The organism is Syntrophorhabdaceae bacterium (assembly GCA_036504895.1).
In the GTDB taxonomy this organism is placed as follows: domain Bacteria; phylum Desulfobacterota; class Syntrophorhabdia; order Syntrophorhabdales; family Syntrophorhabdaceae; genus PNOM01.
The window spans coordinates 107,646-132,381 of record DASXUJ010000088.1 but is presented as its reverse complement, the minus strand read 5'-3'; the positions used below and the strand labels follow the sequence as shown (position 1 = coordinate 132,381).

The 24,736-nt window shown below is 56.0% G+C and carries 33 protein-coding genes and 1 tRNA gene; 19 read left to right on the top strand and 15 right to left on the bottom strand.

The features are described from left to right. Positions 1 to 278: 278 nt before the first annotated feature. The 3 genes from VGJ94_12970 to VGJ94_12960 are packed head-to-tail and all read right to left on the bottom strand — an operon-like array spanning position 279 to position 1,274. Positions 279 to 524, bottom strand: a complete 246-nt coding sequence (locus VGJ94_12970; protein ID HEY3277525.1) for a type II toxin-antitoxin system HicA family toxin — start codon at positions 522 to 524, stop codon at positions 279 to 281. Next, entirely contained in the window at positions 521 to 730 is a 210-nt protein-coding gene (locus VGJ94_12965; GenBank protein HEY3277524.1) for a hypothetical protein, read from the bottom strand. Before VGJ94_12965 ends, VGJ94_12970 begins: the two co-directional genes overlap by 4 nt. A 7-nt stretch (positions 731 to 737) precedes the next feature. Continuing rightward, on the bottom strand, positions 738 to 1,274 hold the full coding sequence (locus VGJ94_12960; protein ID HEY3277523.1) for a ferritin: 537 nt from the start codon (positions 1,272 to 1,274) through the stop codon (positions 738 to 740). Between the two features lie 525 nt (positions 1,275 to 1,799). Between VGJ94_12960 and VGJ94_12955 the strand changes: the two genes are divergently transcribed. Further along, complete coding sequence (locus VGJ94_12955) at positions 1,800 to 1,979, top strand: DUF1059 domain-containing protein (protein HEY3277522.1); 180 nt, start codon at positions 1,800 to 1,802, stop codon at positions 1,977 to 1,979. Between the two features lie 8 nt (positions 1,980 to 1,987). Here the strand turns inward: VGJ94_12955 and VGJ94_12950 are convergent, their stop codons facing one another. The 9 genes from VGJ94_12950 to VGJ94_12910 all read right to left on the bottom strand — a co-directional run bounded on the left by VGJ94_12950 (position 1,988) and on the right by VGJ94_12910 (position 7,658). Next, positions 1,988 to 3,085 (bottom strand): DnaJ domain-containing protein, encoded by a 1,098-nt coding sequence (locus VGJ94_12950; GenBank protein ID HEY3277521.1) that lies wholly within the window; start codon positions 3,083 to 3,085, stop codon positions 1,988 to 1,990. Positions 3,086 to 3,343: 258 nt separating this feature from the next. After that, a complete protein-coding gene (locus VGJ94_12945; GenBank protein ID HEY3277520.1) occupies positions 3,344 to 3,904 on the bottom strand; it encodes a hypothetical protein in 561 nt (186 codons plus the stop codon). 56 nt (positions 3,905 to 3,960) lie between these two features. Then, a complete protein-coding gene (locus VGJ94_12940) occupies positions 3,961 to 4,335 on the bottom strand; it encodes a glycine zipper domain-containing protein (GenBank protein ID HEY3277519.1) in 375 nt (124 codons plus the stop codon). Positions 4,336 to 4,469: 134 nt separating this feature from the next. Beyond that, positions 4,470 to 5,420, bottom strand: coding sequence for a permease (locus VGJ94_12935; protein HEY3277518.1), 951 nt, complete (start codon positions 5,418 to 5,420; stop codon positions 4,470 to 4,472). Between the two features lie 43 nt (positions 5,421 to 5,463). Continuing rightward, positions 5,464 to 6,165 carry a cytochrome c biogenesis protein CcdA gene (locus VGJ94_12930; GenBank protein HEY3277517.1) on the bottom strand — a complete coding sequence of 234 codons (702 nt, stop codon included), beginning with the start codon at positions 6,163 to 6,165 and terminating at the stop codon, positions 5,464 to 5,466. Between the two features lie 18 nt (positions 6,166 to 6,183). Next, entirely contained in the window at positions 6,184 to 6,603 is a 420-nt protein-coding gene (locus VGJ94_12925; GenBank protein ID HEY3277516.1) for a thioredoxin family protein, read from the bottom strand. A 17-nt stretch (positions 6,604 to 6,620) separates the two neighbouring features. Further along, entirely contained in the window at positions 6,621 to 6,995 is a 375-nt protein-coding gene (locus tag VGJ94_12920) for a putative zinc-binding protein (GenBank protein HEY3277515.1), read from the bottom strand. A 69-nt stretch (positions 6,996 to 7,064) separates the two neighbouring features. Beyond that, the gene (locus VGJ94_12915) at positions 7,065 to 7,295 is read right to left on the bottom strand and encodes a thioredoxin family protein (GenBank protein HEY3277514.1); all 231 of its coding nucleotides are present in this window, start codon (positions 7,293 to 7,295) and stop codon (positions 7,065 to 7,067) included. A 39-nt stretch (positions 7,296 to 7,334) separates the two neighbouring features. Beyond that, entirely contained in the window at positions 7,335 to 7,658 is a 324-nt protein-coding gene (locus tag VGJ94_12910; GenBank protein ID HEY3277513.1) for a metalloregulator ArsR/SmtB family transcription factor, read from the bottom strand. Positions 7,659 to 7,865: 207 nt separating this feature from the next. Between VGJ94_12910 and VGJ94_12905 the strand changes: the two genes are divergently transcribed. The 15 genes from VGJ94_12905 (at position 7,866) to VGJ94_12835 (ending at position 19,211) form a co-directional block, all read left to right on the top strand. Next, positions 7,866 to 8,237 carry a metalloregulator ArsR/SmtB family transcription factor gene (locus VGJ94_12905; GenBank protein ID HEY3277512.1) on the top strand — a complete coding sequence of 124 codons (372 nt, stop codon included), beginning with the start codon at positions 7,866 to 7,868 and terminating at the stop codon, positions 8,235 to 8,237. A 4-nt stretch (positions 8,238 to 8,241) separates the two neighbouring features. Then, positions 8,242 to 9,336 (top strand): ACR3 family arsenite efflux transporter, encoded by a 1,095-nt coding sequence (gene arsB / locus VGJ94_12900; GenBank protein HEY3277511.1) that lies wholly within the window; start codon positions 8,242 to 8,244, stop codon positions 9,334 to 9,336. Between the two features lie 16 nt (positions 9,337 to 9,352). Continuing rightward, positions 9,353 to 9,790 carry an arsenate reductase ArsC gene (locus tag VGJ94_12895; protein HEY3277510.1) on the top strand — a complete coding sequence of 146 codons (438 nt, stop codon included), beginning with the start codon at positions 9,353 to 9,355 and terminating at the stop codon, positions 9,788 to 9,790. 140 nt (positions 9,791 to 9,930) lie between these two features. After that, entirely contained in the window at positions 9,931 to 10,140 is a 210-nt protein-coding gene (locus VGJ94_12890) for a hypothetical protein (protein HEY3277509.1), read from the top strand. Positions 10,141 to 10,634: 494 nt separating this feature from the next. Continuing rightward, the gene (locus tag VGJ94_12885; protein HEY3277508.1) at positions 10,635 to 10,829 is read left to right on the top strand and encodes a hypothetical protein; all 195 of its coding nucleotides are present in this window, start codon (positions 10,635 to 10,637) and stop codon (positions 10,827 to 10,829) included. 51 nt (positions 10,830 to 10,880) lie between these two features. Further along, positions 10,881 to 11,387 (top strand): putative zinc-binding protein, encoded by a 507-nt coding sequence (locus VGJ94_12880; protein HEY3277507.1) that lies wholly within the window; start codon positions 10,881 to 10,883, stop codon positions 11,385 to 11,387. Positions 11,388 to 11,416: 29 nt separating this feature from the next. Beyond that, positions 11,417 to 12,031: an RNA polymerase sigma factor gene (locus VGJ94_12875; GenBank protein HEY3277506.1), complete on the top strand. Its 615-nt coding sequence runs from the start codon at positions 11,417 to 11,419 to the stop codon at positions 12,029 to 12,031. Between the two features lie 273 nt (positions 12,032 to 12,304). After that, a complete protein-coding gene (locus VGJ94_12870) occupies positions 12,305 to 12,616 on the top strand; it encodes a cytochrome c3 family protein (GenBank protein ID HEY3277505.1) in 312 nt (103 codons plus the stop codon). Between the two features lie 15 nt (positions 12,617 to 12,631). Then, on the top strand, positions 12,632 to 13,192 hold the full coding sequence (locus VGJ94_12865; protein HEY3277504.1) for a 4Fe-4S dicluster domain-containing protein: 561 nt from the start codon (positions 12,632 to 12,634) through the stop codon (positions 13,190 to 13,192). An 8-nt stretch (positions 13,193 to 13,200) separates the two neighbouring features. Further along, positions 13,201 to 13,473 (top strand): hypothetical protein, encoded by a 273-nt coding sequence (locus VGJ94_12860; GenBank protein HEY3277503.1) that lies wholly within the window; start codon positions 13,201 to 13,203, stop codon positions 13,471 to 13,473. A gap of 10 nt (positions 13,474 to 13,483) precedes the next feature. Beyond that, complete coding sequence (locus tag VGJ94_12855) at positions 13,484 to 15,832, top strand: molybdopterin-dependent oxidoreductase (GenBank protein HEY3277502.1); 2,349 nt, start codon at positions 13,484 to 13,486, stop codon at positions 15,830 to 15,832. Next, positions 15,723 to 16,697, top strand: a complete 975-nt coding sequence (locus tag VGJ94_12850; GenBank protein HEY3277501.1) for a molybdopterin dinucleotide binding domain-containing protein — start codon at positions 15,723 to 15,725, stop codon at positions 16,695 to 16,697. Before VGJ94_12855 ends, VGJ94_12850 begins: the two co-directional genes overlap by 110 nt. A gap of 102 nt (positions 16,698 to 16,799) precedes the next feature. Beyond that, positions 16,800 to 16,873 (top strand) — tRNA-Arg (locus tag VGJ94_12845). Between the two features lie 189 nt (positions 16,874 to 17,062). Further along, positions 17,063 to 18,781 (top strand): hypothetical protein, encoded by a 1,719-nt coding sequence (locus VGJ94_12840; GenBank protein HEY3277500.1) that lies wholly within the window; start codon positions 17,063 to 17,065, stop codon positions 18,779 to 18,781. Positions 18,782 to 18,905: 124 nt separating this feature from the next. Beyond that, positions 18,906 to 19,211, top strand: a complete 306-nt coding sequence (locus VGJ94_12835; protein ID HEY3277499.1) for a hypothetical protein — start codon at positions 18,906 to 18,908, stop codon at positions 19,209 to 19,211. Positions 19,212 to 19,250: 39 nt separating this feature from the next. Here VGJ94_12835 and VGJ94_12830 read toward each other — a convergent pair whose 3' ends face one another. Next, positions 19,251 to 20,462, bottom strand: a complete 1,212-nt coding sequence (locus VGJ94_12830; protein ID HEY3277498.1) for a hypothetical protein — start codon at positions 20,460 to 20,462, stop codon at positions 19,251 to 19,253. 269 nt (positions 20,463 to 20,731) lie between these two features. Between VGJ94_12830 and VGJ94_12825 the strand changes: the two genes are divergently transcribed. The 3 genes from VGJ94_12825 to VGJ94_12815 all read left to right on the top strand — a co-directional run bounded on the left by VGJ94_12825 (position 20,732) and on the right by VGJ94_12815 (position 23,394). Continuing rightward, positions 20,732 to 21,991: an aconitase X catalytic domain-containing protein gene (locus VGJ94_12825; GenBank protein ID HEY3277497.1), complete on the top strand. Its 1,260-nt coding sequence runs from the start codon at positions 20,732 to 20,734 to the stop codon at positions 21,989 to 21,991. 23 nt (positions 21,992 to 22,014) lie between these two features. Then, positions 22,015 to 22,527 (top strand): DUF126 domain-containing protein, encoded by a 513-nt coding sequence (locus tag VGJ94_12820; protein HEY3277496.1) that lies wholly within the window; start codon positions 22,015 to 22,017, stop codon positions 22,525 to 22,527. Between the two features lie 408 nt (positions 22,528 to 22,935). Continuing rightward, positions 22,936 to 23,394, top strand: coding sequence for a cache domain-containing protein (locus VGJ94_12815; GenBank protein HEY3277495.1), 459 nt, complete (start codon positions 22,936 to 22,938; stop codon positions 23,392 to 23,394). A 60-nt stretch (positions 23,395 to 23,454) separates the two neighbouring features. Here the strand turns inward: VGJ94_12815 and VGJ94_12810 are convergent, their stop codons facing one another. Both VGJ94_12810 and VGJ94_12805 read right to left on the bottom strand, forming a co-directional pair. Continuing rightward, a complete protein-coding gene (locus tag VGJ94_12810; GenBank protein ID HEY3277494.1) occupies positions 23,455 to 23,970 on the bottom strand; it encodes a DUF2284 domain-containing protein in 516 nt (171 codons plus the stop codon). A 132-nt stretch (positions 23,971 to 24,102) separates the two neighbouring features. Further along, positions 24,103 to 24,654, bottom strand: coding sequence for a hypothetical protein (locus VGJ94_12805; GenBank protein ID HEY3277493.1), 552 nt, complete (start codon positions 24,652 to 24,654; stop codon positions 24,103 to 24,105). Between the last annotated feature and the right edge of the window lie 82 nt (positions 24,655 to 24,736).

Here is a 24,736-nt window from a genome sequence, read left to right as displayed (position 1 = left end):
CCCCCGAGGGAAAGCTTTACCCCCACTACCTCCTCTGAATCCCTTGGGGGAGAAGATTTAAGCGTGTAAAGCGTTCATGCGTGTAATGCGTGTAATGCGTGTAATGCGTTAAAGGCGGGGAAAATAGGAAATCGGAAAAAGATAACGGAAAACGTATACCGTATATCGGAAAGGACACAAACCTTCGAATTTGGTTTCCAGCCTTTTGGCTTCTCCGTTATCCGATTTTCGTTTTTTAACCCATCACACGCATCACACGCTTTAACGCCTCACACGCCTCACCCTCGCCGCAGGCGCTCCACCACTTCTTCCTTCGAGAGGCCGAGCTGACCGGCCGCTTCCCTGAGGATGGAATCGAGGGTGCCGGTTTTGAGGCGGGTATGGTTGGGGATCGTGATGTGGTGCACGGGGCTTACGAGGGTCGTGAGTCTCATATGGCTTCCCGTCTGACGGGTGATATGATATCCGAGCTTTTCGAGGAGCCTTGCGGGTTCCGTGCCGTGGAGGTCCCTCGGAATTTTCATAGAGGCACGGCCTCGCCTTCCCCCACGCGAATGAGGATCGTCTCCGGTTTCTCTGAATCATCAAAATGGCAGCAGACCGCGTCCTCTATGGCCTCCTTCAGGGCTTCGAAGGAGTCGGCCTGGGTGCAGATGCAGTGGCAGAGGGCCTCGGCCTCGTAGCCGCCCTCCGCCGATTCATGCACGAGAAACTCTATCTCTTTGGCCATCGATGCATCAGGTCGCGAGATTATAGGCAGCGGGATCGAGGGGGGAGCCCGCGGTAAAGACGCGCGTGCCCAGCTCACGGTCGATCATAAGGAGGGCGTGCTTATCGTCCCCTATCATCTCGAGCTCGCGGGCTACCTTTTCAGTGCTCTGCTCTTCCTCGATCTGCTCCTTGGAAAACCAGGTGAGGATCGGGTCCGAGGAGTAGTCCTTTTCTTCGCGGGCGATCCCGATAATGTCGTTGATCTTTGCGGTGATGAACTTCTCGTGGGCGTAGGCGTCCTGCCATGCTTCCAAGGGAGATTTCCAGGCGGTCTTGATCTGCTTCAGGTCGAGAAGCTCGACCGTCTCCGAGCGGTCTATGATCTGGTCGAAGAATTTCATGGCGTGGATCATCTCCTCGTGGGCCTGGCAGCGCATCCAGTGGGCCATGCCGTCCAGGTTCTGAGAATGGAAGTAGGCGACCATGGAAAGATAGATGTAGTAAGACTCCAGCTCAAACTTGATCTGCTCGTTCATCGCGTCACGCACTCTTTTGGGAATCATCGTCTCCTCCTGTATTTGTATGTAATTGGGCGATCCCTCGGTTCCTGCCGATTGAAAAAAATATAAGACAGGAAAAGGCGGAATCACAGGGGACGGGACGTTTTTGGGGGATAAGGGTGTTCTTCTAAGAACTTGGACGGCCGGTGAATCGGTCGGGATGCTCCATCTCCGTCGCCCACTTCCGCTTTGGTCCTCTGGCGTATCAATATACGGCCGACGGCCTCAAATGCTTAGTGGACAACGAACCTGAATCATCCCGCCCGATTCACCGGCCACTCATCCCGGCACAGTTGAAATTTTATTAAAATGGGTGCCGGAGAAAGCCCGCTAGGCAGGGTGGAGGAAGTGGGCTCTATTAACGGTGACGCAGGTGGTTCGTGCGAAAAAGGAACGGTAGCATTCACGTATGTAAAGTGCAAAACTTCATTCCCGTGAAAACAGGGCCAGGCTCATAGGTAAGCCCCCTTGACACCTCATAAACGCGGCATTATTCATTGATTACTTTAACTTTAAGGAGGCAAGGCCATGGCAAAGATCGTGGAGTGCGCCAAGGTAGATCCATCGAGCGGGTGCAAGGAGGTCATGCGGGGCGAGACGGAAGAGGAGGTGCTCCGGAAGGTTGCCGAGCATGCCAGGGAACATGGTATCCGGGAAGTGACGCCGGAACTGATCGAGCGCGTCAAAGCGAACATCCGGGATGCATAGGCAGCCCGCTACTCTTCCTCTATGGCAAGGGGGTCCTGCTCGCTGTTATACCATTTGACCACTTTGCCGTTTTCGAATTCCACATAGGAGTAGCCGTAGGACCACCGGTTTTCGGTGAGTTGGGTGGGAGTGCCCTGGACGGCGAGTACCTCCTCTTTCGTCGATCCCACCCTGAAGAAGAAGCGTTCCGGCTCTGATTTGGGTGCTAATTTTATCCTCAGGGGGTCCATGGCGCTGTTATACCAGCCCACCACCTTTCCTCTCGCAAAATCTACGCGTGAAAAGCCGTAGCTCCACCGGTTTCCGGAAATCTGCGTGGGTGTGCCCTGGAGGGCGGCCACCTCCTCCTTTGTGGATCCGAGGGTGAAGAAGGATCGCTCCGGCTCCGCCTTCGCAATGACTTTTACCTTTAAAGAATCGAGGGTGCTGTTATACCAGCCGATGACGCGTCCTTTCGCGAATTCGACCCAGGACGGGCCGTAACTCCACCTGCTCTCGGATATCTGCTGGGGAGGACCCTGTGCGGCGAGGACCTCCTCCTTTGTGGAGCCCAGGGTGAAGGAGCCGGATCGGTCTTGAAATTGCTTCCCGGGCCGGAGGGTATCGGTCTTTTCCGGACTTTTTTGGGACCGGAGGGGCCTCTTCTTCGGCGCGCTTTCCGGGCCTGATTCCGGCGCGGGCGAAGGAAGGATTACCTTTACGGGGACTTCCGCTCTTCTCTGTTTCACCATAAGGGTGACGCCGATCAGGATGATCGCGATGGCGCACAGGGTCATGAGAATCCGGAAGAAGCCGTGGCGCTTTGGCATTTCACACATATTGCCCCGGGCCTCTTCATTCGGGGGAGGATATGCACGCCGGACTTCTTCCGGGCCATCCATCCCCCCTTCATTACCCCCTGCTTCATAAAAGGCGAGGAGGATCTCATAGGCCCGGTTTATCTCCGCGAGCTTCTCGGTCGCTTTTTTTTCAAGCCTTGAGTTGCCCGCGAAACGGTCCGGGTGCCAGACCTTTGCAAGGTCGAGGTAGGCCTCCTTTATTTCCCTGAGGGGGGCGCGCGTCGAGACGGAGAGGATCTGCCGGCATTTTTCGATAGAGGGTTCCAAGGAATGATGTCCTTGAGAAATCTACCATTACGGGAGAGAAAATTCTATGGAATTTGGCGGCAACGGCCGTGCAACTATAGGGACTCACGTCGCCCCCTCGCCCGGCAAAGCCGGGCGAGCCTCCCTCTCTCGCTCGCGGTGCGAGCTGGACACGAGAAGACGGGTCTGCGTTTCAGCTTCTCCCCCCCAGCACAGCTATAGGGACTCACTCGCCCCTCGTGGGTGAACCGGAACCGGCCGTTGCCCGTGACAAAACTGTTACTCTTTTAAAACCCAGGAATCGAACATCGCCTTGGCTATCGGGAGATAGACGTCGTACGCTGCTTCCGGGGCCGTATAAGACCACACGTAAAAAGAAGGTTTATTGCCGTCCGGCATCACCACCGCCCACTGTTTGAACCGTTCCTTCTTGATCGTATACTCGGCGACGCACTGGGTGCCCGTGAGATTAAAGCCGTCCTTGGTATATTTGAAGGGCTCGGGGTTAAAGACCATTGCCTCTGACGTGGAGCGGAGCTGGTTCTCCAGGTCTGTGATGACCCCATCGACCGCCCGGAACTTTCCGCCCTGAGACGCGGCGAGAAGGTTTTTTATCACCACGGTGGGGTAATTTTGCTTGGTCCCCTCCTTTCCGATGAACATGGCGGTATGGCGCCCCTCGGTATAAGAGAGCCATCCGTCGGGATACTGTATTACATACCCGAAGCCTGCCTTGTTGAAAGTTTTCGTGCCCCGGAGAGGCTCAGCGGCGGCCGCGCTCATGGTGAAGCCGCACATCATAAGGACAGCAGCTAAAATCAGATACTTCAATCCTTTCATGGTGTATCCTCCCTGTCTATCATGGCATCTCATGCTTCAAAAGAGCCGCACCGGAATTACGGGTTTACCGGCACCCAGACTTTGTGAGACGGCACCCATCTCCCGCCTGCCCACTGGCCCGGCACCTGGACCCATCGCCCCGGAGGAGGCTGATCGGGCCCGGGGGCCGCATAGGCGCGCTGCTGCCTTTCCCATTCGAGCCGTCTGTTCATCTCGTTCTGATCCACCGCGTTTCCTACGATCGCACCGACAAGGGTTCCCCCGGCAAGTCCTATCAACGTACCCGCCGTGTTGCGCCCTATGGCCTGGCCGATCAATGCCCCTGCTCCTGCCCCGACCATCGCCCCTGTCTGGGTATTATAGCCCGTGGACGTACAGGAGAGACCGCCAAAGACCGCGATACAAATGACTGCCCACGCAAGCACCTTCATTGTCTGCCTCCTTTTAAATTTGCCGTTCATGAAATATAGTGCCCCGACCGCCCCTATTCAAGGGAGGGGAGAAGGTACGCGGCTTTCCGGGGGCCGGGGATAAAGGGGCTCCGCGGGGCGACAGCCCCGCCCGATTACATGATAGCGTTAAAAAGGTAACCCACGGCCATTATGGCGACGGTCATGATGCCCGCAAAGACGGCGAGGAGCCTTATTTTCAAGACCTTGCGCAAGATGATCATCTCGGGCAGGGAAAGGGCGGTGACGGCCATCATGAAGGCGAGGGTAGTGCCCAGGGTCAGTCCCTTTTGCATGAGGGCGTATATGATGGGGATAACGCCCGCCGCATTGGAGTAAAGGGGCACGCCCAGGAGCACGGCGATAGGGACGGCAAAAATATTCCCGGGACCCGCGTACCTGACGAGAAAATCCTCGGGCACATAGCCGTGGATGAACCCGCCGATGCCGATCGCGATAATGACATAAAACCATATCTTTCCCAGGATCTCTTTGGTGTTCGACCGGGCATAGTCTATGCGGTCCCGAAACGTCAGCGGCGCGAGCTCGGCGCCCTCTCCCATATGCATGGTATAGACATACTCCTCCACCCATTTTTCGAGGTTCAATTTCCCGATAATATACCCGCTCGCTATGGCCACGCAGAGGCCCGTGCCGATATAGATGGCCGTGACCTTCCACCCGAAGAGACCCCAGAGCAGGACAATGGCGACCTCGTTGACCATGGGCGACGAGATCAGGAAGGAAAAGGTAACGCCGAGAGGCACGCCCCCTTCCACGAAACCGATAAAGAGGGGCACCGCCGAACAGGAGCAAAAAGGCGTTACCACGCCGAGCAGGGCGGCGACTATGTTGCCTATGAACTCCCGCTTACGGGCGAGGATTTTTCGTGTCTTTTCCGGAGGAAAGAAGCTCCGTACCAGAGAGATGGCAAAGATGATGACCATAAGAAGGAGAAAAATCTTGATCGTATCGTAGATGAAGAACTCGAACGCGCCCGAGAGGCTGGTATTCGGGGTCAGCTTGAACAGATCATAGACCACGTATTTTGAAAAACCGCTCAACACGGGATACCTCCTTATTTCTGCAACCGCCTCACCAAAAAAATGATCAGACGGTGGTGTAGATCAGATAAAATCCTCCCAAAATCACAAAGGCGCCGCAGACCCGCTTCACAACGAGAGGTCCCTTTGATTGCCCGTTCCAGTTCAGATAGCCCTGGACCAGCTCCGTGCAGGTTCCGGCCAGCACGATAATGGAGCAATGGCCGACGGCATAGGCAAGAAGAAGGAGCATGCCGTACCAGCGCTCCGCGGCGGCAAGCTGGAAGGTAATGGTCAGCATGGGCGCCATATAGGCGAAGGTGCAGGGGCCGAGGGCGATGCCGAAGATGAGTCCGAGGATGAAGGCCGCAAAGATACCTTTTCGTTTCATACCGATCTGTCCGGGGCCCGACCAGGGCATGGGAATAAGGTCGAAGAGGTGGAGACCCACAAGAAAGAAGATCCCCGCCACAATGTAGTTCCCGTACCGGCCCACGTCTCCCATAATGCGACCCGCCATGGCGGTAACCAGGCCGATGGCCGCAATACTGACCATTATGCCTGCGGAGAAGAGGAGGGAAATGAAAAAGGCCCTTTTCGTTGCGATGCGCCCCTGTTCGTCGATGAAGCCTACGATGAGTGGAATGCTCGACAGGTGGCAGGGGCTAAGGACCATGCTCAGTATTCCCCACAGGAACGCGGCGCCGAGGGCGAAGGTAGGTGTCCCCTCTACGGCCTGGTTAAGCGTTATGAAGAGCCTCTCTACCATCAATAGCCTCTTTTATCCCTATTTCGACGCCTTCTTCAGTGCGATCCCATGCTTTCTGAAGGTGTCGAGGATCTGTTCTTTTGAAAAAAAGCCCATGTGACGGTAAAACTCCTTCCCCGAAGCATCGTAGAAAATCTGGGTCGGTATGCCACGGACGCCGTATTTCTCTCCGGCCCCCGGATTCTCCCACACGTCGATGAAATCGACCATGAAAATCCCCTCGTATTCCTTTTTCAGCTCCTCCAGGATGGGCGCCATCATTTTGCAGGGAATACACTTCTTCGCCCCCACATCCACGAGCAGCGGGATCGACTTTCCCGGAGCGGGCGTATTCGCGCTTTTTGTCTCTCCGCCCGCGGGGCCTGAAAGATAAAATCCCGCGAGGAGAAAGGCCGCCAGGAGGACCCACAGATGCTCTTTTCTCAGTCGAACCTTCATGCTGTCCATTTCCGGAATCACCCATTCCCCACGATCTGCTCCACGGCCTGCCCTGTCTCCTCAGCCAGGTCGTGAAAGTCGTGCCTCTTTTCGATGCCGAGCTCGGTAATCACATAATAGCGGGTAGGCGTGATCCCCTGTCTGCCGAATATCTTTTTGCCGCATCCCACGGGGCAGCCGTCGATGAGGATGGTCCGGCCCGCCCGGGCGCTCTCCACGAACCCCGAAAGATCGGCACCGGCTCCCGCAAGGCAATAGGCATTGCCCATCCCCTTCTTATCCATTTCGATCATCACGTTGTTCGCGATCTGCCCCACATTGGAGCCCCCGGAGCAGCCGAGGATGAGGGTCTTGACGGTCGCACCACTGCACGTATCTTTTTCTTCCACCATGTGGTACCTCCTTTATTGAATTTCTCCTCCCTGTCCCGAGGAGCCTTTCGTTTTCGTTCCGGCACCGGTCTAGAGGAGTTTTCTGATCTCCTCAGCCGACAGGACCTTTCCTACGGTCTTCACCTGCCCATCTATGACGAGGGCAGGGGTCATCATGACCCCATAGCCCATGATCCCCTGAATATCGGTCACTTTCTCGATTTCAACATCGATTCCCGCTAATTTAGCCGCCTCCGTGGCATTGGCGGCCAGCTTCGTGCATTTCGTGCATCCCGGCCCCAGAATCTGAATCTTTTTCAAACCCATACCCCCGTTTTTAATTTGTTCTTCTCCAATTCTTCAAGACTTCTTACAGAGACAGACCTGCTGCCTCTTGACGTTATTTTCGATCACCCCGGTGACGCAGCCAAAAAAATCGATGACGCATGGCGTCTCGAGGCGGTAGATCATGTCCGCCCCTGCCTTTCGCGAAGAGAGGATGCCCGCATCCTTCAACACGAGGAGGTGTTTCGAGATGGTCGACTTATCGGATTCGAACATCTCGTTAATCTTCGCAAAGGTGGTTTCCCCATCCTTGAGCATGTCCACGATCATGAGACGGACAGGATGGGCCATGGCCTTTATGATCCTGCTTCGTATTTCAGCTTCTTCAAAAGTGAGCATGTGTGCCTCCATTAGCTTGTTGGCAATTATACCAACACGCCAATAAACATGTCAATAATTAATTTCAATTTCTTTGACAGAGGCCCCTGGAGGTGGTATATACTCCTATATCCGCATATGCGGTTATAACGATACAAGGAACTTCGGGTAACGTGAAACAGGGGCCTTATGCAGAGCGACGCAAGCCCCATTAAATGGAGTTCGTGGATGGAAAATACCGTGCAGCTCTATAAGGCCCTCTCAGAGGAGATGAGGCTCAGGATCTTGATGCTCCTTACCCACGGGGAGCTTTGCGTGTGCGACCTCATGGCGATCTTTGAAGAGCCCCAATCGAAGATCTCCCGCCATCTCGCCTATCTCAAGCACTCCGGGCTCGTGAGCAGCGCGCGCAAGGGCACGTGGATGCACTACTCCATCAAAGAATCACTCGATGAGCTTGCAAGAGCGCACCTCGACTTCATGCGCTCCCATTTGTCCGGCATGAATTGGGCCGGGGCGGATGCGAAGAAGATGGAGGAAGTGAAGGCCCGGAAACTGTGCGAGACGGGCAGCGCGGGACATGGCAGGAAAGGAGGATAAAGGAATGGCCGAAGAACAGCTCAGCAGGAAACTCTCATTTTTGGACCGCTTTCTCACTCTATGGATCTTTCTGGCCATGTTCATAGGTGTGGGCTGGGGGTACCTTTCTCCCGGGGTGGTCGATTTCTGGAACCAGTTCCAGTCGGGGACCACCAATATTCCCATCGCCATAGGGCTTATCCTCATGATGTATCCGCCGCTCGCGAAGGTGAAGTATGAGGAGCTGGGCGAGGTATTCACGAATTTCAAGGTCCTGGGTCTCTCCCTCGTGCAGAACTGGGTGGTGGGCCCCATCCTTATGTTCCTTCTCGCCATCGTATTCCTCAAGGGCTACCCCGAATATATGGTGGGCCTCATCATGATCGGCCTTGCCCGCTGCATCGCCATGGTCATCGTCTGGAACGATCTCGCAAAAGGGGATACGGAATACTGTGCGGGTCTCGTGGCCTTCAACTCCATATTCCAGGTCCTCTTCTTTTCCGTCTACGCCTATATCTTCATCACGGTTTTGCCTCCCCTTATCGGGCTTAAAGGGGTCGTCGTCGATATCACCATAGGCCAGATCGCGAAGAGCGTCTTCATCTATCTCGGCATCCCCTTCATTGCGGGCGTTATCACGAGGTTTGTCCTCATTAAAATAAAGGACAAGACGTGGTACCACGAAAAATTCATACCGAAGATCAGCCCCCTCACCCTGATCGCGCTCCTCTTCACCATCCTCGTCATGTTCTCCCTGAAGGGTGAGTATATCGTGAAGATCCCTCTCGATGTGGTACGGATCGCCATACCCCTGCTCATCTACTTCGTCATCATGTTCCTTGTCTCCTTTTTCATGAGCGCGAAGGTGGGCGCCCATTACGGACAGGCCGCGACGCTCTCGTTCACCGCCGCATCGAACAATTTTGAGCTTGCCATCGCGGTGGCGGTGGCGGTTTTCGGGATCAATTCGGGCGCTGCCTTTGCCGCGGTGATCGGCCCCCTCGTGGAGGTGCCCGTGCTCATCAACCTCGTCCACCTCTCCCTCTGGTTCAAAAAGAAATATTTTCCCTTTGCAGTGGAGACGCCGGCAGGAGTCTGTTATTATACCTGCAAGGATTGAACGCCGGGAGGAAAGCATGAAAAAGAGGGTATTATTCGTCTGCGTCCACAACAGCGCGCGGAGCCAGATGGCGGAGGCTTTTTTAAAGTCCCTCGCAGGGGACAGATTTGAGGTAGTCAGCGCGGGTCTCGACCCGGGACCGATCAACCCCCTGGTCGTGGAAGTGATGAGAGAAGCCGGCATCGATCTCTCCCATAACCAATCCAAAAGCGTCTTTGATCTTTACAGGAGGGGAGAGCTCTTTTCCTACGTGATTTCCGTCTGCGATCAGGCGAGCGCCGAGGCGTGCCCTGTTTTTCCGGGCCTTCTCACCAGGCAGATCCACTGGAGCTTCGACGATCCTTCGGGCTTCACAGGAACCCGTGAGGAAAGGCTCGCCCGGACGAGGGCCGTGAGGGACGCGATAAAGGCCAGGATCGAGGCATGGCTCCGGGAAGTCCCGGAAGACTGCTGAGCGCCGGATCTCCGATGAGGGGAATAATTTGAGGAGGTAACACTATGTCATTGTTCCAAATAATTGGCTGAACTACATGAGCCGACGACGAAACGCCGACAGTTAGCCGGCGCACGCTAAGATTTAATGACGGGAGCCAGGTGGCGGTCAACGGCCTGGACGAGATATTTACCCACCTTTACAATGAAGGAAGGCAGGCGAACGAGCAGACTGCCAGAGAGGCTATCGACCTGTTGGAAACAGCCAAAAACTTTATTCCCTCCTCGGAAGTCGTGCGCCGGGAATATGCCCATGTCCTGACGAAGCAATTCAGGGAATTCATCGAACGCCGGGCTGGCGAGAAAGACTGACGGGGCGCCCTTGCGGCGCCTCCTCCCTTAGGGCTCCTCAGCCTCTATCTCCCCATTCGGAATACCCGCCCAATCGATTTTTATCCCCAATTTATGAGACCCCGTATCCTTTTTGCGAGCTGCCTCGTCTAACCTGATATACGGGCCGGAAGCTGCAAGAGTCCGAAAGTAGAAACGGAAGGGAGGTGGCGAATATGTTCTGGTGCAATTCTTTTATGGCGGGTTGGTGGTGGATCTTCCCGGCGATGGGGATACTCTTTTTCCTCTTCATGATGTTTTTCATGACACGGTGCTTTTCAAGGGGACCTTCCTGTTGCGGGAATATGCCGTTTTTTACCACCACGGCAGATACGCAGCGTGGCGGCCCGGGGGGTGACGAGGGCACCAAAAGGGCCGAAGGAAAGGCAGATGTGGGGTCCGCGGCAAAAGGCTGAATACCCTCCCCGCACACGGCAGGTGCCGGGGAAGAGAGAAAAGAGGGCCTCCGTCCTGATGTGGAGCCCCTTTTCGGGGAATGGATGAAATCGATGGAGGTCTCCATACTCCGGCTGGTGAGCGAAAAGGGCCCGATCAGCCCCGAAGAGGCGGCGGAAGTTCTCGGGACTTCCGAGAAGGGTATGATGACCATTATGTGCAGGATGATCGAGGAAGGGAAGATTAAAATCACCGGGATCGGGGCAAAGCCGTAACAACACGTGGAGCGGGGGCCTCGAATTCCGGCAACAAGAGCTAAGGAGGAAATGATGAATAGTGAAAATCTTTGCGGTGTGGAAGGGAAAACGGACGGTACGACAACCTATGAAACGGTGCGCATAGAGAAGACAAAGAACGTGTGCCCCATGTGCGAAGACTATAGCCGGGCCAATGGAACGAAACCGATCGTGGTCATGAGCTGTGAGGGCGCGTGCCTCAGGGGCGAGGTGGCGAGGCGGGCGGCGAACCTCCTCTGTCACGAGCTTATTCCTGAAAAGACGGCACGCCTCTGCCTCGGGGGCGCCTTTACCAAGGACACCGGGCAGAGGGGGCTCGCACGAAACGGCGCAAAAGTCGTCGCCCTGGAAGGCTGTTTCATCGAGTGCGCGAGCAGGATGATGAAAGGGGTGATTCCCGAACTCGCGCCTGAGGTGATAATCGCGGACCGGCTCTACGATTTCGACCGGAGCCTCTTCGGGATCAATGATATGGCGGAGGAAGAGATTAAGGCCCATGCGCTCACAGTGGCAATGAAGGTCCGTGAGGGGTTATAATTAAGAATAATCCTTTAGAAGGTAGGACGATGGCAGAGGACGCGCTCGATTTCGGACAGATGTATGAAATGTATCGCAAAAGGATAGAGAGATACCTCTCGCGACTCGTGGGTGAGACCGAAGCGGAAGACCTCACCCAGGAGACATTTCTCAAGGCAGGCAAGAAACTTGAAGGGTTCAGGGGAGAGGCCCAGCCCCTCACCTGGCTCTACAAGATCGCTACAAATACGGCCCTCGACAGGTTGAAGAGCCCCTCGTTCCGGCAGTTGGTGCAGATCGAGCCTGCGCCGGGTCCTGCCGAAAATGCCTCTGTTTGTGCTCCTCTTCCCGTCGATGCCTCCCCCTCACCGAACGTGGAGCGGCAGCTCATCAGGGAAGAGATGAGCGCCTGCATCCGCCGGGTGATCGACCGCCTTCCCGAAAATTACCGGACCATCATCGTATTGAGCAACCTCGAAGGATTAAAGGACCGAGAGATCGCGGACGTACTGGGCGAGCGGACGGGTGCAATAAAAATACGCCTCCACCGGGCCCGGGAACAGCTCAGGAAAGAGCTTTCCTCCACGTGCGTCTTCTATAGGGACGAGGAGAATGAGCTGGCCTGCGATCTCAAATCCTTATCCGTTGGTTCCCCCGGTTCATAGAGCGCCCGGGGCGGAGGCTCCATCCTCCTTTGCAGAGTTTCGACAAATGGCTTTACCGTATACAGCCCACTTGCGATTTACATGACCTCACGCCCCGTCACAATCTGCGACGCCCGCGCACGATTCCTTTGAAATCTTGAAGTTTGTGTGATTTTTCACGCCCTCATTTTTGTATTGCTATTGCCCCCATGTAAGCTATATTTTCTCATATGTACCCGTTACCCTGGGGAAACAGGTCTTCCCCACAGGGTTCTCACGGGCATGAAGGGGGTAATGATGAAAAGAGCAGGCATGGCAATGTTTCTGCTGCTGGCCTTCGCCTCGATCGGCGCGAGCAGGATCGGCGGGGGCGACATCACCTATGAGGTGAAGAAGGCCGGCAAGGTCGTCTTCAGCCACGATTTCCATGTGAAGAGCGCCTCCCTCGGGTGCACCCAGTGCCACCCGTCTCCCTACGTCACGAGGGCACAGGACGAGCCGGTCACCATGGCCGGGATGCAACAGGGGAAGTCCTGCGGGTCGTGTCACAACGGGACCGGGGCCTTTTCCGTGAAGACGAACTGCGTCCGATGTCACGTAAAATAAAAAGGAAGGTGATCCATGTATCTCGGCAGGGATGAGCTTTTTGTGATTCAGGATGATATCAAACGCGCGTTGAAGCAGCGGAATCCCCAGTGGGCGATGCTCATAGACTTAAGAAGGTGTACCGCGTGCAAGGCGTGCACCGTGGGGTGCATGGCAGAACAGAAGAGCCCGCCCGGCATTATCTACCGGCCCGTCTATGAAGAGGAATTCGGCACCTTCCCCCACGTAAAGAGGCGTTTCACGCCGAGGTTGTGTAACCAGTGCGACAACCCGCCGTGCGTGGCAGCCTGCCCCCACAAGGGGGAAGGGAAAGCCACGTGGAAAAGCACGAAAGGCGTGAGCGCCGGCATTGTGATGATCAATTACGAGCAATGCATAGGCTGCGGCAGGTGTGTGATTGCCTGCCCCTATAAGGCGAGAAATCTCGATGGGGGAGCGTTCTACACGGAAGGCACGCCCCTTCTCGAGGAATATGAAAAGGGACCGACCTGGGAATACGGTCGCAAATGGCTGCGGGAGAAGAACGAAATCCCTGTCGGGGTGGCAAGAAGTGCCATTTCTGCCTTCACAGGATAGGCCTCGGCATGCTCCCCATGTGTGTCAGCACCTGTCCGTGCCGTGCGAATTTCTTCGGCAACCTCGATGACAAGGAGAGCCTTCTCTATAAGATGATGAAGAGCAATCCGACACAGGTGCTCAAGTCGGTCAGGGCCGACAAGGCAGACGGGCCTATGTCCCGGGACCTCAGGGGCAAGACGGCAGCGCAGATAGGGCAGACTATAGGGTATCCCGGAAAAATACCGGTCTTTGCCGAAAGGGCAGGCGCGAAACCGCGGGTATTCTACATACTGCCATAGGGGGACGGAGATGAACGAGAAAGATAAAAAGCTGACAAGGCGGGATTTCATAAAATGTTCGGCGGTTCTGGGAGGGTCGCTCCTCGCGTCCCAGGCGGACTGGGCCCAGGGCCTTCTCCGGAGGGCGGAAGCAGGGACCCTCACCGGCGAGGAGGAATACGAGCTGACGAAGGCCGGGAACATCCTCTATACGACCTGCCTCCAGTGCAACACGGGCTGTGGGATAAAGGTAAAATTGATGAGGAATAAGGGCGCGGCCATTGCCTTAAAGATCGACGGCAACCCTTATAATCCCTTCGTGGCCGTGCCTCACCTTCCCTATGCCACTCCCCCGGAGAAGGTCAACGCCATCGATGCGGCCATCTGCCCGAAAGGTCAGGCAGGGATCCAGACCGCCTACGACCCGCACAGGATCACGAAAGTGCTGAAGAGGGCAGGCAGGCGGGGCGAGAACAAGTGGGCGACGATACCCTTTGACCAGGCAATCAATGAGATCGTGAACGGGGGCAGACTCTTCAGCCACGTTCCCGGCGAGGAAAACCGCGTCGTGGAAGGGCTCAAAGACATCTATGCGCTGAGGGACCCGAAAATCGCGAAGGAGATCGCCGCCGATGTGGCCGGAGTTATTTCCGCCAAGGACAAGAAGCAGGCGGTGGGGGAATTCAAGGCAAAACATGGGGCCAACCTGAAATACCTCATCGACCCGGACCATCCTGATCTGGGGCTCAAGAACAACCAGCTCGTGTACTGGTGGGGCAGGCTGAAAGGGGGGCGGAGCGATTTCGGCGCCCGCTTCTTCGGCGACTATTTCGGAAGCGTCAATACACACGGGCATACGACCGTCTGCCAGGGCTCCCTCTATTTCACGTGCAAGGCACTGAGCGAGCAGTACGAGTACAATAAATTCACGGGAGGCCCGAAGTTCTACTGGCAGGCAAACGGAGAGAATGCAAAATATATGCTCTCCGTGGGCTCCAACCTCTTCGACGCGAATTACGGCCCTCCCAACCTCAATGCACGGATCTCTCCCAACCTGGCGGAAGGGAAGACGAAGCTCGTGGTGGTAGACCCGAGGTTCAACAAGGCGGCAGCCAAGGCATACCGGTACATGGCGATAAAGCCCGGCACCGACGGCGCCTTCTTCATGGGCCTCATTCAATGGATCATCAAAAACGGCAGGTATGACGCGAAATATCTGTCCAATGCGAATAAGGCCGCGGCAAAGGCAGCGGGAGAGCCCACCTGGACGAACGCGGTCCTCCTGGTAAAGATCGACAAGGAAGGAAGACCGGGAAGGTTCCTGAGGGCCCACGAAATAGGCCTTGCGGGGCCGGAGGAGCGTAAAGACAAGGCAGGAAAGGAGCACGCCTTCGAGTACCTGGTGGCCATGAAAGGGGGCGCGCCCGTGGCGGTGGACCCGAACGATGAAAAGAGCCCTGTTACGGGAGACCTGATGGTCGATATGGAGATTAAAGGGATCAGGGTAAAGAGCGGCCTCAAGGTGCTCGCCGATTCCGCAAATACGAGGACCATGGCGGAGTGGTCGGCCATTTGCGGCATTCCCGCGGAGAACATAGAGCTCACCGCAAAAGAGCTGACGAGCTATGGCAAGGAGGCCGCCGTGGACGTGCACCGGGGCATCGCCCAGCACACGAACGGCTTCTACAATGTCACTGCCGCCATGACCGTAAACCTCCTTTTAGGCAATTATGACTGGAAAGGCGGGATGACCGCCCTGTCAGCCTACAATACCACAGGCGGCAAGGAAGGGCAGCCCTTCGACTTTGCAAAGATGGCGCCCGGCAAGCTTCCGAAATCGGGGATCAGCATCATACGTCACGACATCAAGTATGAGGACTCCACCCTGTTTGAGGGGTATCCCGCAAAACGCAACTGGTATCCCCTTGCCAGCGACGTCTATGAAGAGATCGTGCCCTCCATGGGAGACGCCTATCCTTATCCCGCAAAGGCGGTATTCAGCTACATGGGCACCCCTGCCTATTCCCTGCCCGCAGGCCACACCAATATCGAGGTCCTCGCCGACACGGCGAAGGTCCCCCTCTACTTCACCACGGACATCATCGTGGGGACGACCACCATGTACGCCGATTATATCTTTCCCGACCTCAGCTATCTGGAGCGCTGGGAATTTCAGGGATCCCACCCGAACATGCCGGTAAAGGTCCAGCCCGTGAGGCAGCCCGTCATCGCCCCCCCTTACGGAGACGGTGAAGGTATTCGGGGAGGAGATGGCCTGCTCTTTCGAGGCGGTGATCATGGCCCTGGCGGAAAAGCTCAACCTACCCGGATTCGGCAAGGACGGCTTCGGACCGGGCAAGGATTTTATCAGGCCCGATGACCTCTACATCAGGATGGTGGCAAACCTGGCAACCGACGGCGCGCCCGTACCGGACGCCGACAACGGGGAGCTAAAACTCTTTCTCGAATCGAGGAGCCATCTGCCGAAGACCGTATTCGATCCCGCACGGTGGGAGAAAATAGCCGGTCCTGCCTGGCGAAAGGTCGTCTACGTCCTTAACCGCGGGGGAAGGTTCCAGGATTACAGGGATATCTACAAGGGCAGCCAGGTGGCGAACAAATATGGAAGGGCCATCAATATCTACCAGGAGAAGACGGCAGGCACGAAAAATGCCTTCACGGGAACGCCCAATCCCGGGTATGCCACGTACCTCCCCGTTTCCACAAGCCTCGGCAAAACCCCCGAGGAGGCGGGATTGGTGGAGGGATACCCCTTGAGCCTCATCACCCAGAAGGATATCCTCATGACCAAGTCGAGAACGATCTCGAATTACTGGCTCCAGGCGCTCATGCCGGAAAACGGCATCATTATAAATGGTGAAGACGCGAGGAAACTGAACCTGAAGGACGGAGACGTGGTAAGGGTGGTCTCCGCAACGAACCAGGAAGGCGTCTGGGACTTGAAGAACGGGACGAAGAAGCCCATGATCGGAAAGGTAATGGTAACCCAGACCATCATGCCCGGCGTCATCACCTTCACCCTGGGCCACGGCCACTGGGCCACGGGCGCCGCGGACGTGACCATCGACGGCGCGGTGGTCAAGGGCGATCCCCGAAGGGCCAAAGGGGTCCATGCGAATGCGGCCATGTGGGTCGACCCGTACCTCAAGAACACCTGCATGCTCGACCCCGTGGGAGGAAGCGTTTCTTTTTACGACACGAAGGTGAGGCTCGTAAAGGTGTAAGCCCCGACGGGAAGAAGGGCAGGAAACAGAGAGGACCGCGCCCGGGCGATGATTTACTACAGTTTTGCCCCTTTCCTGTGGTATGCTTTCCTGAAACCGCACGCGCCCATAGCTCAATTGGATAGAGTGTTGGACTTCGAATCCAAAGGTTGCAGGTTCGATTCCTGCTGGGCGCACTTGAGTTAAGAGTCTGCGAGTATCCGTTTTGCCGTAATTTCGCCGAAATAGAATATCCCCACCCTGTTCCTTTCTTGAAGCCACACCGAGTCATCACCGAATTTTGCTTGATATTTTATGTGCGCTGGAACAGAATAGACCTAGGCGTCCTTGTCTTCGAATATTGACCGGTGTTATTGGATAAAATAATGAAAGAGATTTTGTCGGCCTCCCTTATTCTGTTTTTCAGTCTGAGCCTCCTGGGCGCGGCCAAGTCTGCGACGGCCGAAAGCGCCGCCCTATCCGATCCCGAGGTACAGTCCGAACCCGCACCCGGCCAATCGATGGCAATAACCGGAAGGCCCTTCACCTATGCCCTTGACGCCAACGCATCCGGCATAATCAGGACGATCAACAATATCGCTACCATGACCGTGGTGTCCAGGGACGCCAACGATCTCAGGGCCGAGTATCGGGCCGGATTCGTCCAGGGCAGGCTGCAGGATAGGACTATTCACGCGGCCAGGGACAATTCGTGGGATAACTCCTATTTGATCGACCCTTCCCACACCTTTCCCGCCCAGCCCGGACCCACCGGGGCTGAGCTTAATGAGGCGGCCGGCTACCTGAATGCCAACTATGTCTCTTTCCTGCAGTATCTTACCGCCCCGGCTACCGACCCTGTCACGGCGCACCGGCTGAAAAGGCTCCTCTTCCGGATGCTCGGCATTTATCATGGCGTTGCCCTCGATCAGCCGGCCGAGCTTGATTTTTCCGGCAACTGGCTGCCCGGCGACGGTTATTTTCAGGCGTCGGAGCTTGCCCTGGGGTACGAGACCGGGGGTCTCACCTTTATGGATGTCTATTTCCTGAATGCCTACTGCGACCTCATGGATGTCATCTCCTATCGCGGGGTGCCCCCCGGAGGGATGAGGCCCGGCAATTATCCGGACAGGTGCTCCGCCTTCCTGAAGCGTCTTCGCAGGGAGGTCATTCTCGCTCACAATACCTGGATGGGGTATCTTTCCCAGACCATGGCCCAGACGCTCTCGATAAACGGCGACCTGGTCACCTTCAATGGCGCGACCCCCGGCCTTATCGGCTCCTATACCGATTTCGGCTATAACAACAAGGGGATCCTCTTCACCGAGACGACCCTCAGGGCGGCCACGAGCCAGGTCAAGCCCCTGGGCCTCTGGACCTTCTGGTTGGCAGCCATGGCAGAACAGTTTGCCGGCTCCATCAGCGAATTCTTTGACGCCCTATCCCTCGACAATACCGGCACCTACCTGAACGGCTACATGCTCGTCGACGCCAAGACCAACGAAACGGCCCTGGTGGAGATGTCCTACCGGTGCTTCGTCTATTACCGCTCAACGGGCGGCCCTTACACGGTGACCAGCAGGTCGCTCGACGGCAACCCCTGCTCGACCGAGTACGACGGGGAAATGGTCACCCCCGACTACCTGATGGGAATCAACTATCCCGCCTCGCTCCAGATCAGAAGCGACCTTCTCTCCACCGATAACCGTCCGGCAAGGCGGGAACAGTTTAAAAGGCTCCTGCCCAGGGTAACCGATCTGGCGGGCGCCAGGCGCGCCATCACCTATAGGGACCCGAAAAACCCCCTCTCCATATTCGGGCGCTGGGACCCGGGTTACGGAGAGACCGACGATCCGAAGCAAATACCGGACGGGGCCGTTGACGCCAAGGCAGCCTCCACGAGCATGGTCCGCTCTTTCATGAAGTTGTCCGGCACCCTCAACATTCACGCCGGCGCCCACGGCTTCTGGATGCTCTACGGCACCCCCTTCGTGAAAGGCAGGCCCTTTATCTGGAGCCGGTCACTATGGAGCTGGCAGAAGCTGCGCGATGTGCCCGACAGGCTGACCGGCAGTTTTACATTGATTCCGCTCTATCTGAAGTAGCTCCGGCGGCGTTGATGGACGTGGGCAGCGGGACGAGGGGAGGAATTGTTTCATGCTCCTCGTAGACATATGTGAAAAACAGACTTACCCTAATATTACGACAAAGACGAAAGGAAGGGTCAGAATGAACGACGTCATAGGAATTGCCTGGTACAAAGATGAATCGACATACCGCAGGGCGCTTGAGATCTTTGTTGACTCCAGGAACATGCCCGCCAAGTATGAAGACTGGAAAGCCATTGTCAAAAGAGAATTGGAAGAGATCAAGCGCATCGGCAATATCGCCCTACGCATAGACATCAATCCGGAAACATTTACCGATTGGTGCAACCTTCACGGATTACGACCCGACGGTCAGGGCAGAACGGCGCTCGTCAGCCACGAAGAGCTCGAATACCGGAAGACGGGCAAAGGAACGGTTATCGAATAGGCCGTAGAGGTTGATATTCAGGGCCCGGGCGGGTGGCTTTCAGCGCCCGACACTTCTTTGCTTCTTTGCGGACGGCCCCTTGGCCCCTTTCGGAGTGAGTTCCCAGCCGCGGCCCGGGCCTGGCGACGGTTCGATGAGGTCCTGTTCTTCTGCGAGCTTCCTGGCGGCTATTATGTAATATTTCCATTTCGGAACTCCCGGCGACGTAAGCTCCTGGTAAAAAGGCTCCTGAAAGATGTTCTTGAAGAATTCGAAGACCTCTTCCACTATCTGGGCTTGTTTCGCCTGACCGCCGTGTTTTGAAAGAACGGCGACTACATGGGGGACGAGATCGTTCGGGGCCATTCTTTTGATGAATGGGGATTGATGGGGAGAAGCAGCGGCCGGCGCGGTCGGGTTATACCATGTGGCGGTTCCGATTCCCTGGGGGGTTTGGGTGGTCTCAACGAAGGCGTTTACCTGGTCCGTGGTGATCAAATTCTCCGATAAGAGAGACGTTTTTTCGATCTTTTCGGGTTCTTCGAACAGGTTGAGAGATAGGAGCCTTATGTCTCCGTAAGGGCTTACGAAACGGGCCTGGTCTTCTCCCACGTCTTCAATATGAAGGAAAGACCTCCCCGACTGCCTGTTCCGGTAGACGACCATGGTGGTTTCCTGCGGGAAATCCTTCTTTGTGTGCCGAACGATAGTCTCGGTGCGCCGCGCCCCCGGGATGATTCGTCTCGGCTTTCTCACATCGGCGCCGGAAGCAGCGGATGGGGAGGTCTCTATTTGTGCCGTGCACCCTGCAGCCCCCGGTGCATTTTGCCTGTCCGCCCCGGCCCGTGATGCGGCGGCGGGGATATTCAGCAGCCTGGAAAGGATCTCAAGGATTGCGCGGGCATTATCTTTCGCTTCCCGATCCGCCGTTGTCGCCTGAGCCGATCCGTTCTCTATCTTTACCGCCCGCCGGAGGTCCGGCACATCTACCCGGACTGTTCTGACGGGATCGACATAGAGAGGGAACATCCCCTTCTTCCGGCAAAGGTCAACCAATTCGGCAAGGGCCATGTAGTCGACGGAGCTTTTTCCGCATGACAACAGGTGCTCCTTTACCACGGGGTCTTTCCCCGCGTTTTTCCCGAAATGCCTGAAAAATGCCTCCAACATGAACGCTTTCATCGTTGCGGCGCACTGCTTCACGCACCGCCTGTATTCGCCGCGGCTGAAAGAATCATCCGCCTGCTTGAACTGAATATCAAAGTCTGCCATGGTCCTCCTGTACTGGGGCAACCATTCTACCACATTAAGCTTCGTCCCTCCAAATGGCGGCCGCACTGCTTCGGGAACTGCGCCTGACCCCGAAGATTTTCCCTCGTGGCCACCTGTTCCTTGCCGTCCATATCCCGCCATTCCGTCAGGTCGGTTTTTTGTCTTGACACCTTTTGATTCGTCGGATACCATTGGATATAATGTTCCCAATTCAGAACATGCTCCCCACAATGCAGAAAAAAGTGAAAGACCGCTCGTAAGGAGGAACCATGGAGCTTACAAAGAGAGAGCAGGGGTGTTTAGCGGGCAAGGAGGGGAAGGGCGCTCAGAAATGCATGCAGCTTCTTGTTGCCATGGGTGAGGTGGCGGGCGCAAAGCGCATGGTCCCCATCGTGAGCGGCCATATTGCGGGAAATTACGCGGTCATGGAGGACGAAGGCATTGCGTGGGTCGAAGAGATCGTCCGGGATGGGGCGAAGCTGCAGATCTATACCACGAAAAATCCGGAGATGTATGATTTTGACAACCCCGAGGAGCTGGGAGTGCCCGTAAGGATCCAAATGATCCAGAACAGGATGAATTCCGCACTGAAGGCCCTCGGCGTGACCCTTACCTATACGTGCCACCACTACCTTGTAGGCAACGTGCCGCGCTTCGGGGACCATATCGCCTGGGCATCCTCGGGAAGCCTCTGTTACGCGAATTCCGTGATAGGGGCGCGGTCGAACCGTGACGGCGACCATGTGGTCATTTCCGCGGGGGTGACGGGAGTGATCCCGGAGATGGGTCTCCATCTGACGGAAAACAGAAAAGGACAGGTCCTTGTAAGCACGAAAAATCTCCCTCTTTCGAAGTTCGATTATGCCCAGTGGCAGGCCATGGGCTATAAGATGGGTAAGATCATCGGTCCCAGGATCCCCGTCTTTATCGATCTGCCCCCGGAGTACATGCCCTTCGAGAACATCAGGGCCCTCTTCTACAGCCTTACGACCACGGGCGCCATGCCCATGATCCACCTGGTGGGCATCACGCCTGAAGCGCCCACCCTGGAAGCGGCGTGCCAGGGCAGCGCGAAAGGCCTCGAGGTTATCTCCATCAGTGAAGAGGATGTACGCCAGGGATACAAAGAGGCATCCAGCGCGAAAACGGACAAGGTAGACCTCGTGATCTTCGGATGTCCTCAGTGCAGCATTCAGGAGATGACCCAGGCCGTCGCGTTATTGGAAGGGAAGAAGGTCGCGGCCGGCACGGAGCTTTGGTTCTGCACCTCCAACTGGGTAAAGACCCTCTGTAAAAGAATGGGCTACGAAGAGAAGATAAAAGCGGCAGGCGGCAGGATCGTAGCCGACGTGGGCGCCGGCGATGGCCCCTTCATCTATCTGAAGGAGCGGGGCATCAAGACCATGGCCATAAACTCGGTGCGGGGCAGCTACTACGCGACCAACCTGTGGGGCATGGGCACCTGGTTCGGCACTACTGAAGAGTGCATTAACTCGGCGATCGCGGGCAAATGGCAGGGACGGATATAGAGAATAAGGATAAAGGTGAAATCATGGCAACTACAAGAAGAGAATTCTTGAAAACGGCAGGCGTCACCCTCGTCGCCTCGGGTATGGTCATGTCCGGTCTTAACGAGGCGGCAGCTCAGTCGGGCTCCGTGATAAGGATAAAAGGTAAGGCCATAGTGCCGGGGGTGGTGAAGGGTGAAGCCCTTGTCTCTTCCATGCCCATCTCCTTTACCGGCGGCATGAACCCCCAGACAGGGGTAATCCGGGAAAAGGGCCATGTCCTTTTGGGACAGAGCGTGGCGGGAAAGATACTCGTCTTCCCTCAGGGCAAGGGATCGACCACGGGATCGTGGCAATTCTGGGTTGCCTATAAAAAAGGCAAGGCGCCCATAGGCCTCATCAACGTAAAAGCCGAAGGGATCGTCACCTGCAGCGCGGTGATTACGAATACACCCATGATCCATCTCCTTGAGAAGAACCCTCTCGAGATGATCCGTACGGGAGATATGGTCACCATTAATGGGAACGAAGGTTGGATCGAGGTGGTCCGGGCGTAGGGCAGGGATCGTGAGGTAAGTTCCCGCGCGGATAAAGAGGGGAAGCCTCACCGCGCGGGGTCGGTTTATCTGCTCCTAAGCTTTTCGTGTAATACCTCCTGCGACAATTCTTACGAATTTTCCTTTACTTTTTGACATTTCCGCCGATATATATTGTATACAATATATCAGGACAATATAAGCCGGACGACGGGGCCACACGATCCGCTGATCCTTGATAATACAGGAAAGATTATCTTTTAAGCGGACCGGTAACCGTCATTGTGGGGGCACGGTGAAGTCTGGTTTTTTCAAAAATAGCGCTTCATAATTTTTTTTACGATTCGAAAAGACTTTTCCTTAACCTGCTTATTATGCGGCAAGGCCCGGTCACGGGCTTTTCTGCAAATCTATAAGGGAGGGTTATATATGAAGAAGAACCTGTTTTTTCACCTATGCGTGTTGGTTGCGGCACTGGGGATGGTCTGTGCGGCCGGGGCAGCCTCACAGGAGGAAGCGAAAATATTTGCGGAAAAGGCGGCTGCCTTCGCGAAGGCGAATGGAAAGGAGAAGGCCGTGGCGGAGTTCAATAACCCCGGCGGCCAATTCGTCAAGGGTGATCTGTATATCTTCGCCAATGACTTAAACGGCACGTGCCTGGCGAACGGGGCAAGCCCCCAGCTTGCGGGAAAGAACCTCCTGGGGCTCAGGGACTCCGCCAATAAGCTCTTCTTTAAGGAGATGACTGACGTGGCCGCGGCAAAGGGGGGCGGATGGGTGGAATATTCGTGGACCAATCCTGCGACGAAAAAGGTGCAGGCCAAAATAACCTGGATCAAAAAGGTCGAAGGTGCAGACTACTATGTGGGGTGCGGCGTCTATAAGTAGGTGCCTCTCGTAGCGGCAGGGGGCCTTCCAAGGGCCTCCTGCATGAGAAAAGCTCGCCGGCTACTCCACCAGGAGAAGGCCGTAAAGGTTTTTCTCATCCCCTTTCACCCGGACCGTCTGGATGGGGAAGCCATTCTCCCGGGCAGTCCTGAATACGTCTATCCCGCAGCTTTCCATCGAGGGGCGGGCCTTCATCGGGTTTTTGCAGCTTCCCGTGGGGTCGCACTCGTTGCATATCCTGCACGGGCCGCTTCCAAGGGCAAGGGCCTTGTAGAAGCCGTCGAGAAAAAGGGTTCTTTCCAGGTCCACCAGGGTTTCATTAAAAGCCTTGTCTAAGCCGCTCGTGCCCTGGCGGTGGAGAAGTATGGCCTGTTCGTATGAATCGAGGACGGCCCGCGTCTCAACCCAGGTGGGCGTGAAAGGAGGGCAGCAGAGTCCTTTGCCGTGCATGGGGCAGCCGAACCTGCACTTCATGCGCACCCAGGGCGCGGTAAATACTGTCGACGGATTGATAACCTTCGCCTCCTTCGCCCCTTTACCGATCGCCTGCTCCATATATGCATCGAGTCGCGTCATTTCCCCTTTTCCTCCCGTGATTGATGAGATGAATAGTTCCCGACGACATTCTAACTTATTTTAAAGGATTTGTAGCCGGTCAATCAGAGTTAAAAAAAATCAGGAAGTCAAAGGCGGCGCAGACCGGGCAGTTCAGGGAGCCCGTTCGCGGAATCCCGTCAGGGTCTTCTTCCATTGCCCCACCTCATCCTCGTATTTTGTGGCCTGGTCATCGACAAGGACTTCCAGCAGCACGAGCTCGACCTTTCCTTTCTCGAGCATTTCCTGCTCCATGCTGATGGTCCTTAAGGGGTAGAGGTGGCTGTAGAGCTCGATATAATCTTTAAGTGCTTCGAAACCGGCGGCTTTTTCGTTTTTTGCAAAGAGCACCAGGGTCTTGTATCCCGCGATGCGCAAGGCAAAAAACCCTTTTCTCTCCAGCGTGTCCGCCTGGTTTATGTACCCTTCGGCACGGGCCAGGTCGCCTGCCTTGTAACTGGCGGTTGCCGCATATGCGAGGGAGCCTGCGTCAGGCTGCTCAGCCGCGGCCTTTTCGAATGAGGCGAGGGCGCGGGCATATTCCTGCTGCTCCAGAAAGTTCATGCCCTGGAACATATCCGCCCTGTAGGCGGTGAAGGTTGAGGAGCATGACGACGCACCGATGAAGAGCAGTGCACACACCGCTGAATAAACTGACCTTTTCATTCCGATTATCTTATCCCCCGAGAATCTGTACCTTCTATTATAATGTGAATCCGCGCGTCCCATTGTCAAGGCTGCAAAAGCG

Bases quoted from the DNA above. Each gene is read 5' to 3' on its own strand.
- VGJ94_12835 (HEY3277499.1), top strand. From the start codon at position 18,906: ATGAACGACGTCATAGGAATTGCCTGGTACAAAGATGAATCGACATAC.
- VGJ94_12970 (HEY3277525.1), bottom strand. From the start codon at position 524: ATGAAAATTCCGAGGGACCTCCACGGCACGGAACCCGCAAGGCTCCTC.
- VGJ94_12930 (HEY3277517.1), bottom strand. From the start codon at position 6,165: ATGGTAGAGAGGCTCTTCATAACGCTTAACCAGGCCGTAGAGGGGACA.
- VGJ94_12895 (HEY3277510.1), top strand. From the start codon at position 9,353: ATGAAAAAGAGGGTATTATTCGTCTGCGTCCACAACAGCGCGCGGAGC.
- VGJ94_12875 (HEY3277506.1), top strand. From the start codon at position 11,417: ATGGCAGAGGACGCGCTCGATTTCGGACAGATGTATGAAATGTATCGC.
- VGJ94_12860 (HEY3277503.1), top strand. From the start codon at position 13,201: ATGCTCCCCATGTGTGTCAGCACCTGTCCGTGCCGTGCGAATTTCTTC.
- arsB (HEY3277511.1), top strand. From the start codon at position 8,242: ATGGCCGAAGAACAGCTCAGCAGGAAACTCTCATTTTTGGACCGCTTT.
- VGJ94_12920 (HEY3277515.1), bottom strand. From the start codon at position 6,995: ATGGTGGAAGAAAAAGATACGTGCAGTGGTGCGACCGTCAAGACCCTC.
- VGJ94_12945 (HEY3277520.1), bottom strand. From the start codon at position 3,904: ATGAAAGGATTGAAGTATCTGATTTTAGCTGCTGTCCTTATGATGTGC.
- VGJ94_12940 (HEY3277519.1), bottom strand. From the start codon at position 4,335: ATGAAGGTGCTTGCGTGGGCAGTCATTTGTATCGCGGTCTTTGGCGGT.
- VGJ94_12880 (HEY3277507.1), top strand. From the start codon at position 10,881: ATGATGAATAGTGAAAATCTTTGCGGTGTGGAAGGGAAAACGGACGGT.
- VGJ94_12830 (HEY3277498.1), bottom strand. From the start codon at position 20,462: ATGGCAGACTTTGATATTCAGTTCAAGCAGGCGGATGATTCTTTCAGC.
- VGJ94_12820 (HEY3277496.1), top strand. From the start codon at position 22,015: ATGGCAACTACAAGAAGAGAATTCTTGAAAACGGCAGGCGTCACCCTC.
- VGJ94_12870 (HEY3277505.1), top strand. From the start codon at position 12,305: ATGATGAAAAGAGCAGGCATGGCAATGTTTCTGCTGCTGGCCTTCGCC.
- VGJ94_12815 (HEY3277495.1), top strand. From the start codon at position 22,936: ATGAAGAAGAACCTGTTTTTTCACCTATGCGTGTTGGTTGCGGCACTG.
- VGJ94_12810 (HEY3277494.1), bottom strand. From the start codon at position 23,970: ATGACGCGACTCGATGCATATATGGAGCAGGCGATCGGTAAAGGGGCG.
- VGJ94_12925 (HEY3277516.1), bottom strand. From the start codon at position 6,603: ATGAAGGTTCGACTGAGAAAAGAGCATCTGTGGGTCCTCCTGGCGGCC.
- VGJ94_12905 (HEY3277512.1), top strand. From the start codon at position 7,866: ATGGAAAATACCGTGCAGCTCTATAAGGCCCTCTCAGAGGAGATGAGG.
- VGJ94_12955 (HEY3277522.1), top strand. From the start codon at position 1,800: ATGGCAAAGATCGTGGAGTGCGCCAAGGTAGATCCATCGAGCGGGTGC.
- VGJ94_12805 (HEY3277493.1), bottom strand. From the start codon at position 24,654: ATGAAAAGGTCAGTTTATTCAGCGGTGTGTGCACTGCTCTTCATCGGT.
- VGJ94_12840 (HEY3277500.1), top strand. From the start codon at position 17,063: ATGAAAGAGATTTTGTCGGCCTCCCTTATTCTGTTTTTCAGTCTGAGC.
- VGJ94_12855 (HEY3277502.1), top strand. From the start codon at position 13,484: ATGAACGAGAAAGATAAAAAGCTGACAAGGCGGGATTTCATAAAATGT.
- VGJ94_12825 (HEY3277497.1), top strand. From the start codon at position 20,732: ATGGAGCTTACAAAGAGAGAGCAGGGGTGTTTAGCGGGCAAGGAGGGG.
- VGJ94_12910 (HEY3277513.1), bottom strand. From the start codon at position 7,658: ATGCTCACTTTTGAAGAAGCTGAAATACGAAGCAGGATCATAAAGGCC.
- VGJ94_12965 (HEY3277524.1), bottom strand. From the start codon at position 730: ATGGCCAAAGAGATAGAGTTTCTCGTGCATGAATCGGCGGAGGGCGGC.
- VGJ94_12865 (HEY3277504.1), top strand. From the start codon at position 12,632: ATGTATCTCGGCAGGGATGAGCTTTTTGTGATTCAGGATGATATCAAA.
- VGJ94_12850 (HEY3277501.1), top strand. From the start codon at position 15,723: ATGGCCTGCTCTTTCGAGGCGGTGATCATGGCCCTGGCGGAAAAGCTC.
- VGJ94_12960 (HEY3277523.1), bottom strand. From the start codon at position 1,274: ATGATTCCCAAAAGAGTGCGTGACGCGATGAACGAGCAGATCAAGTTT.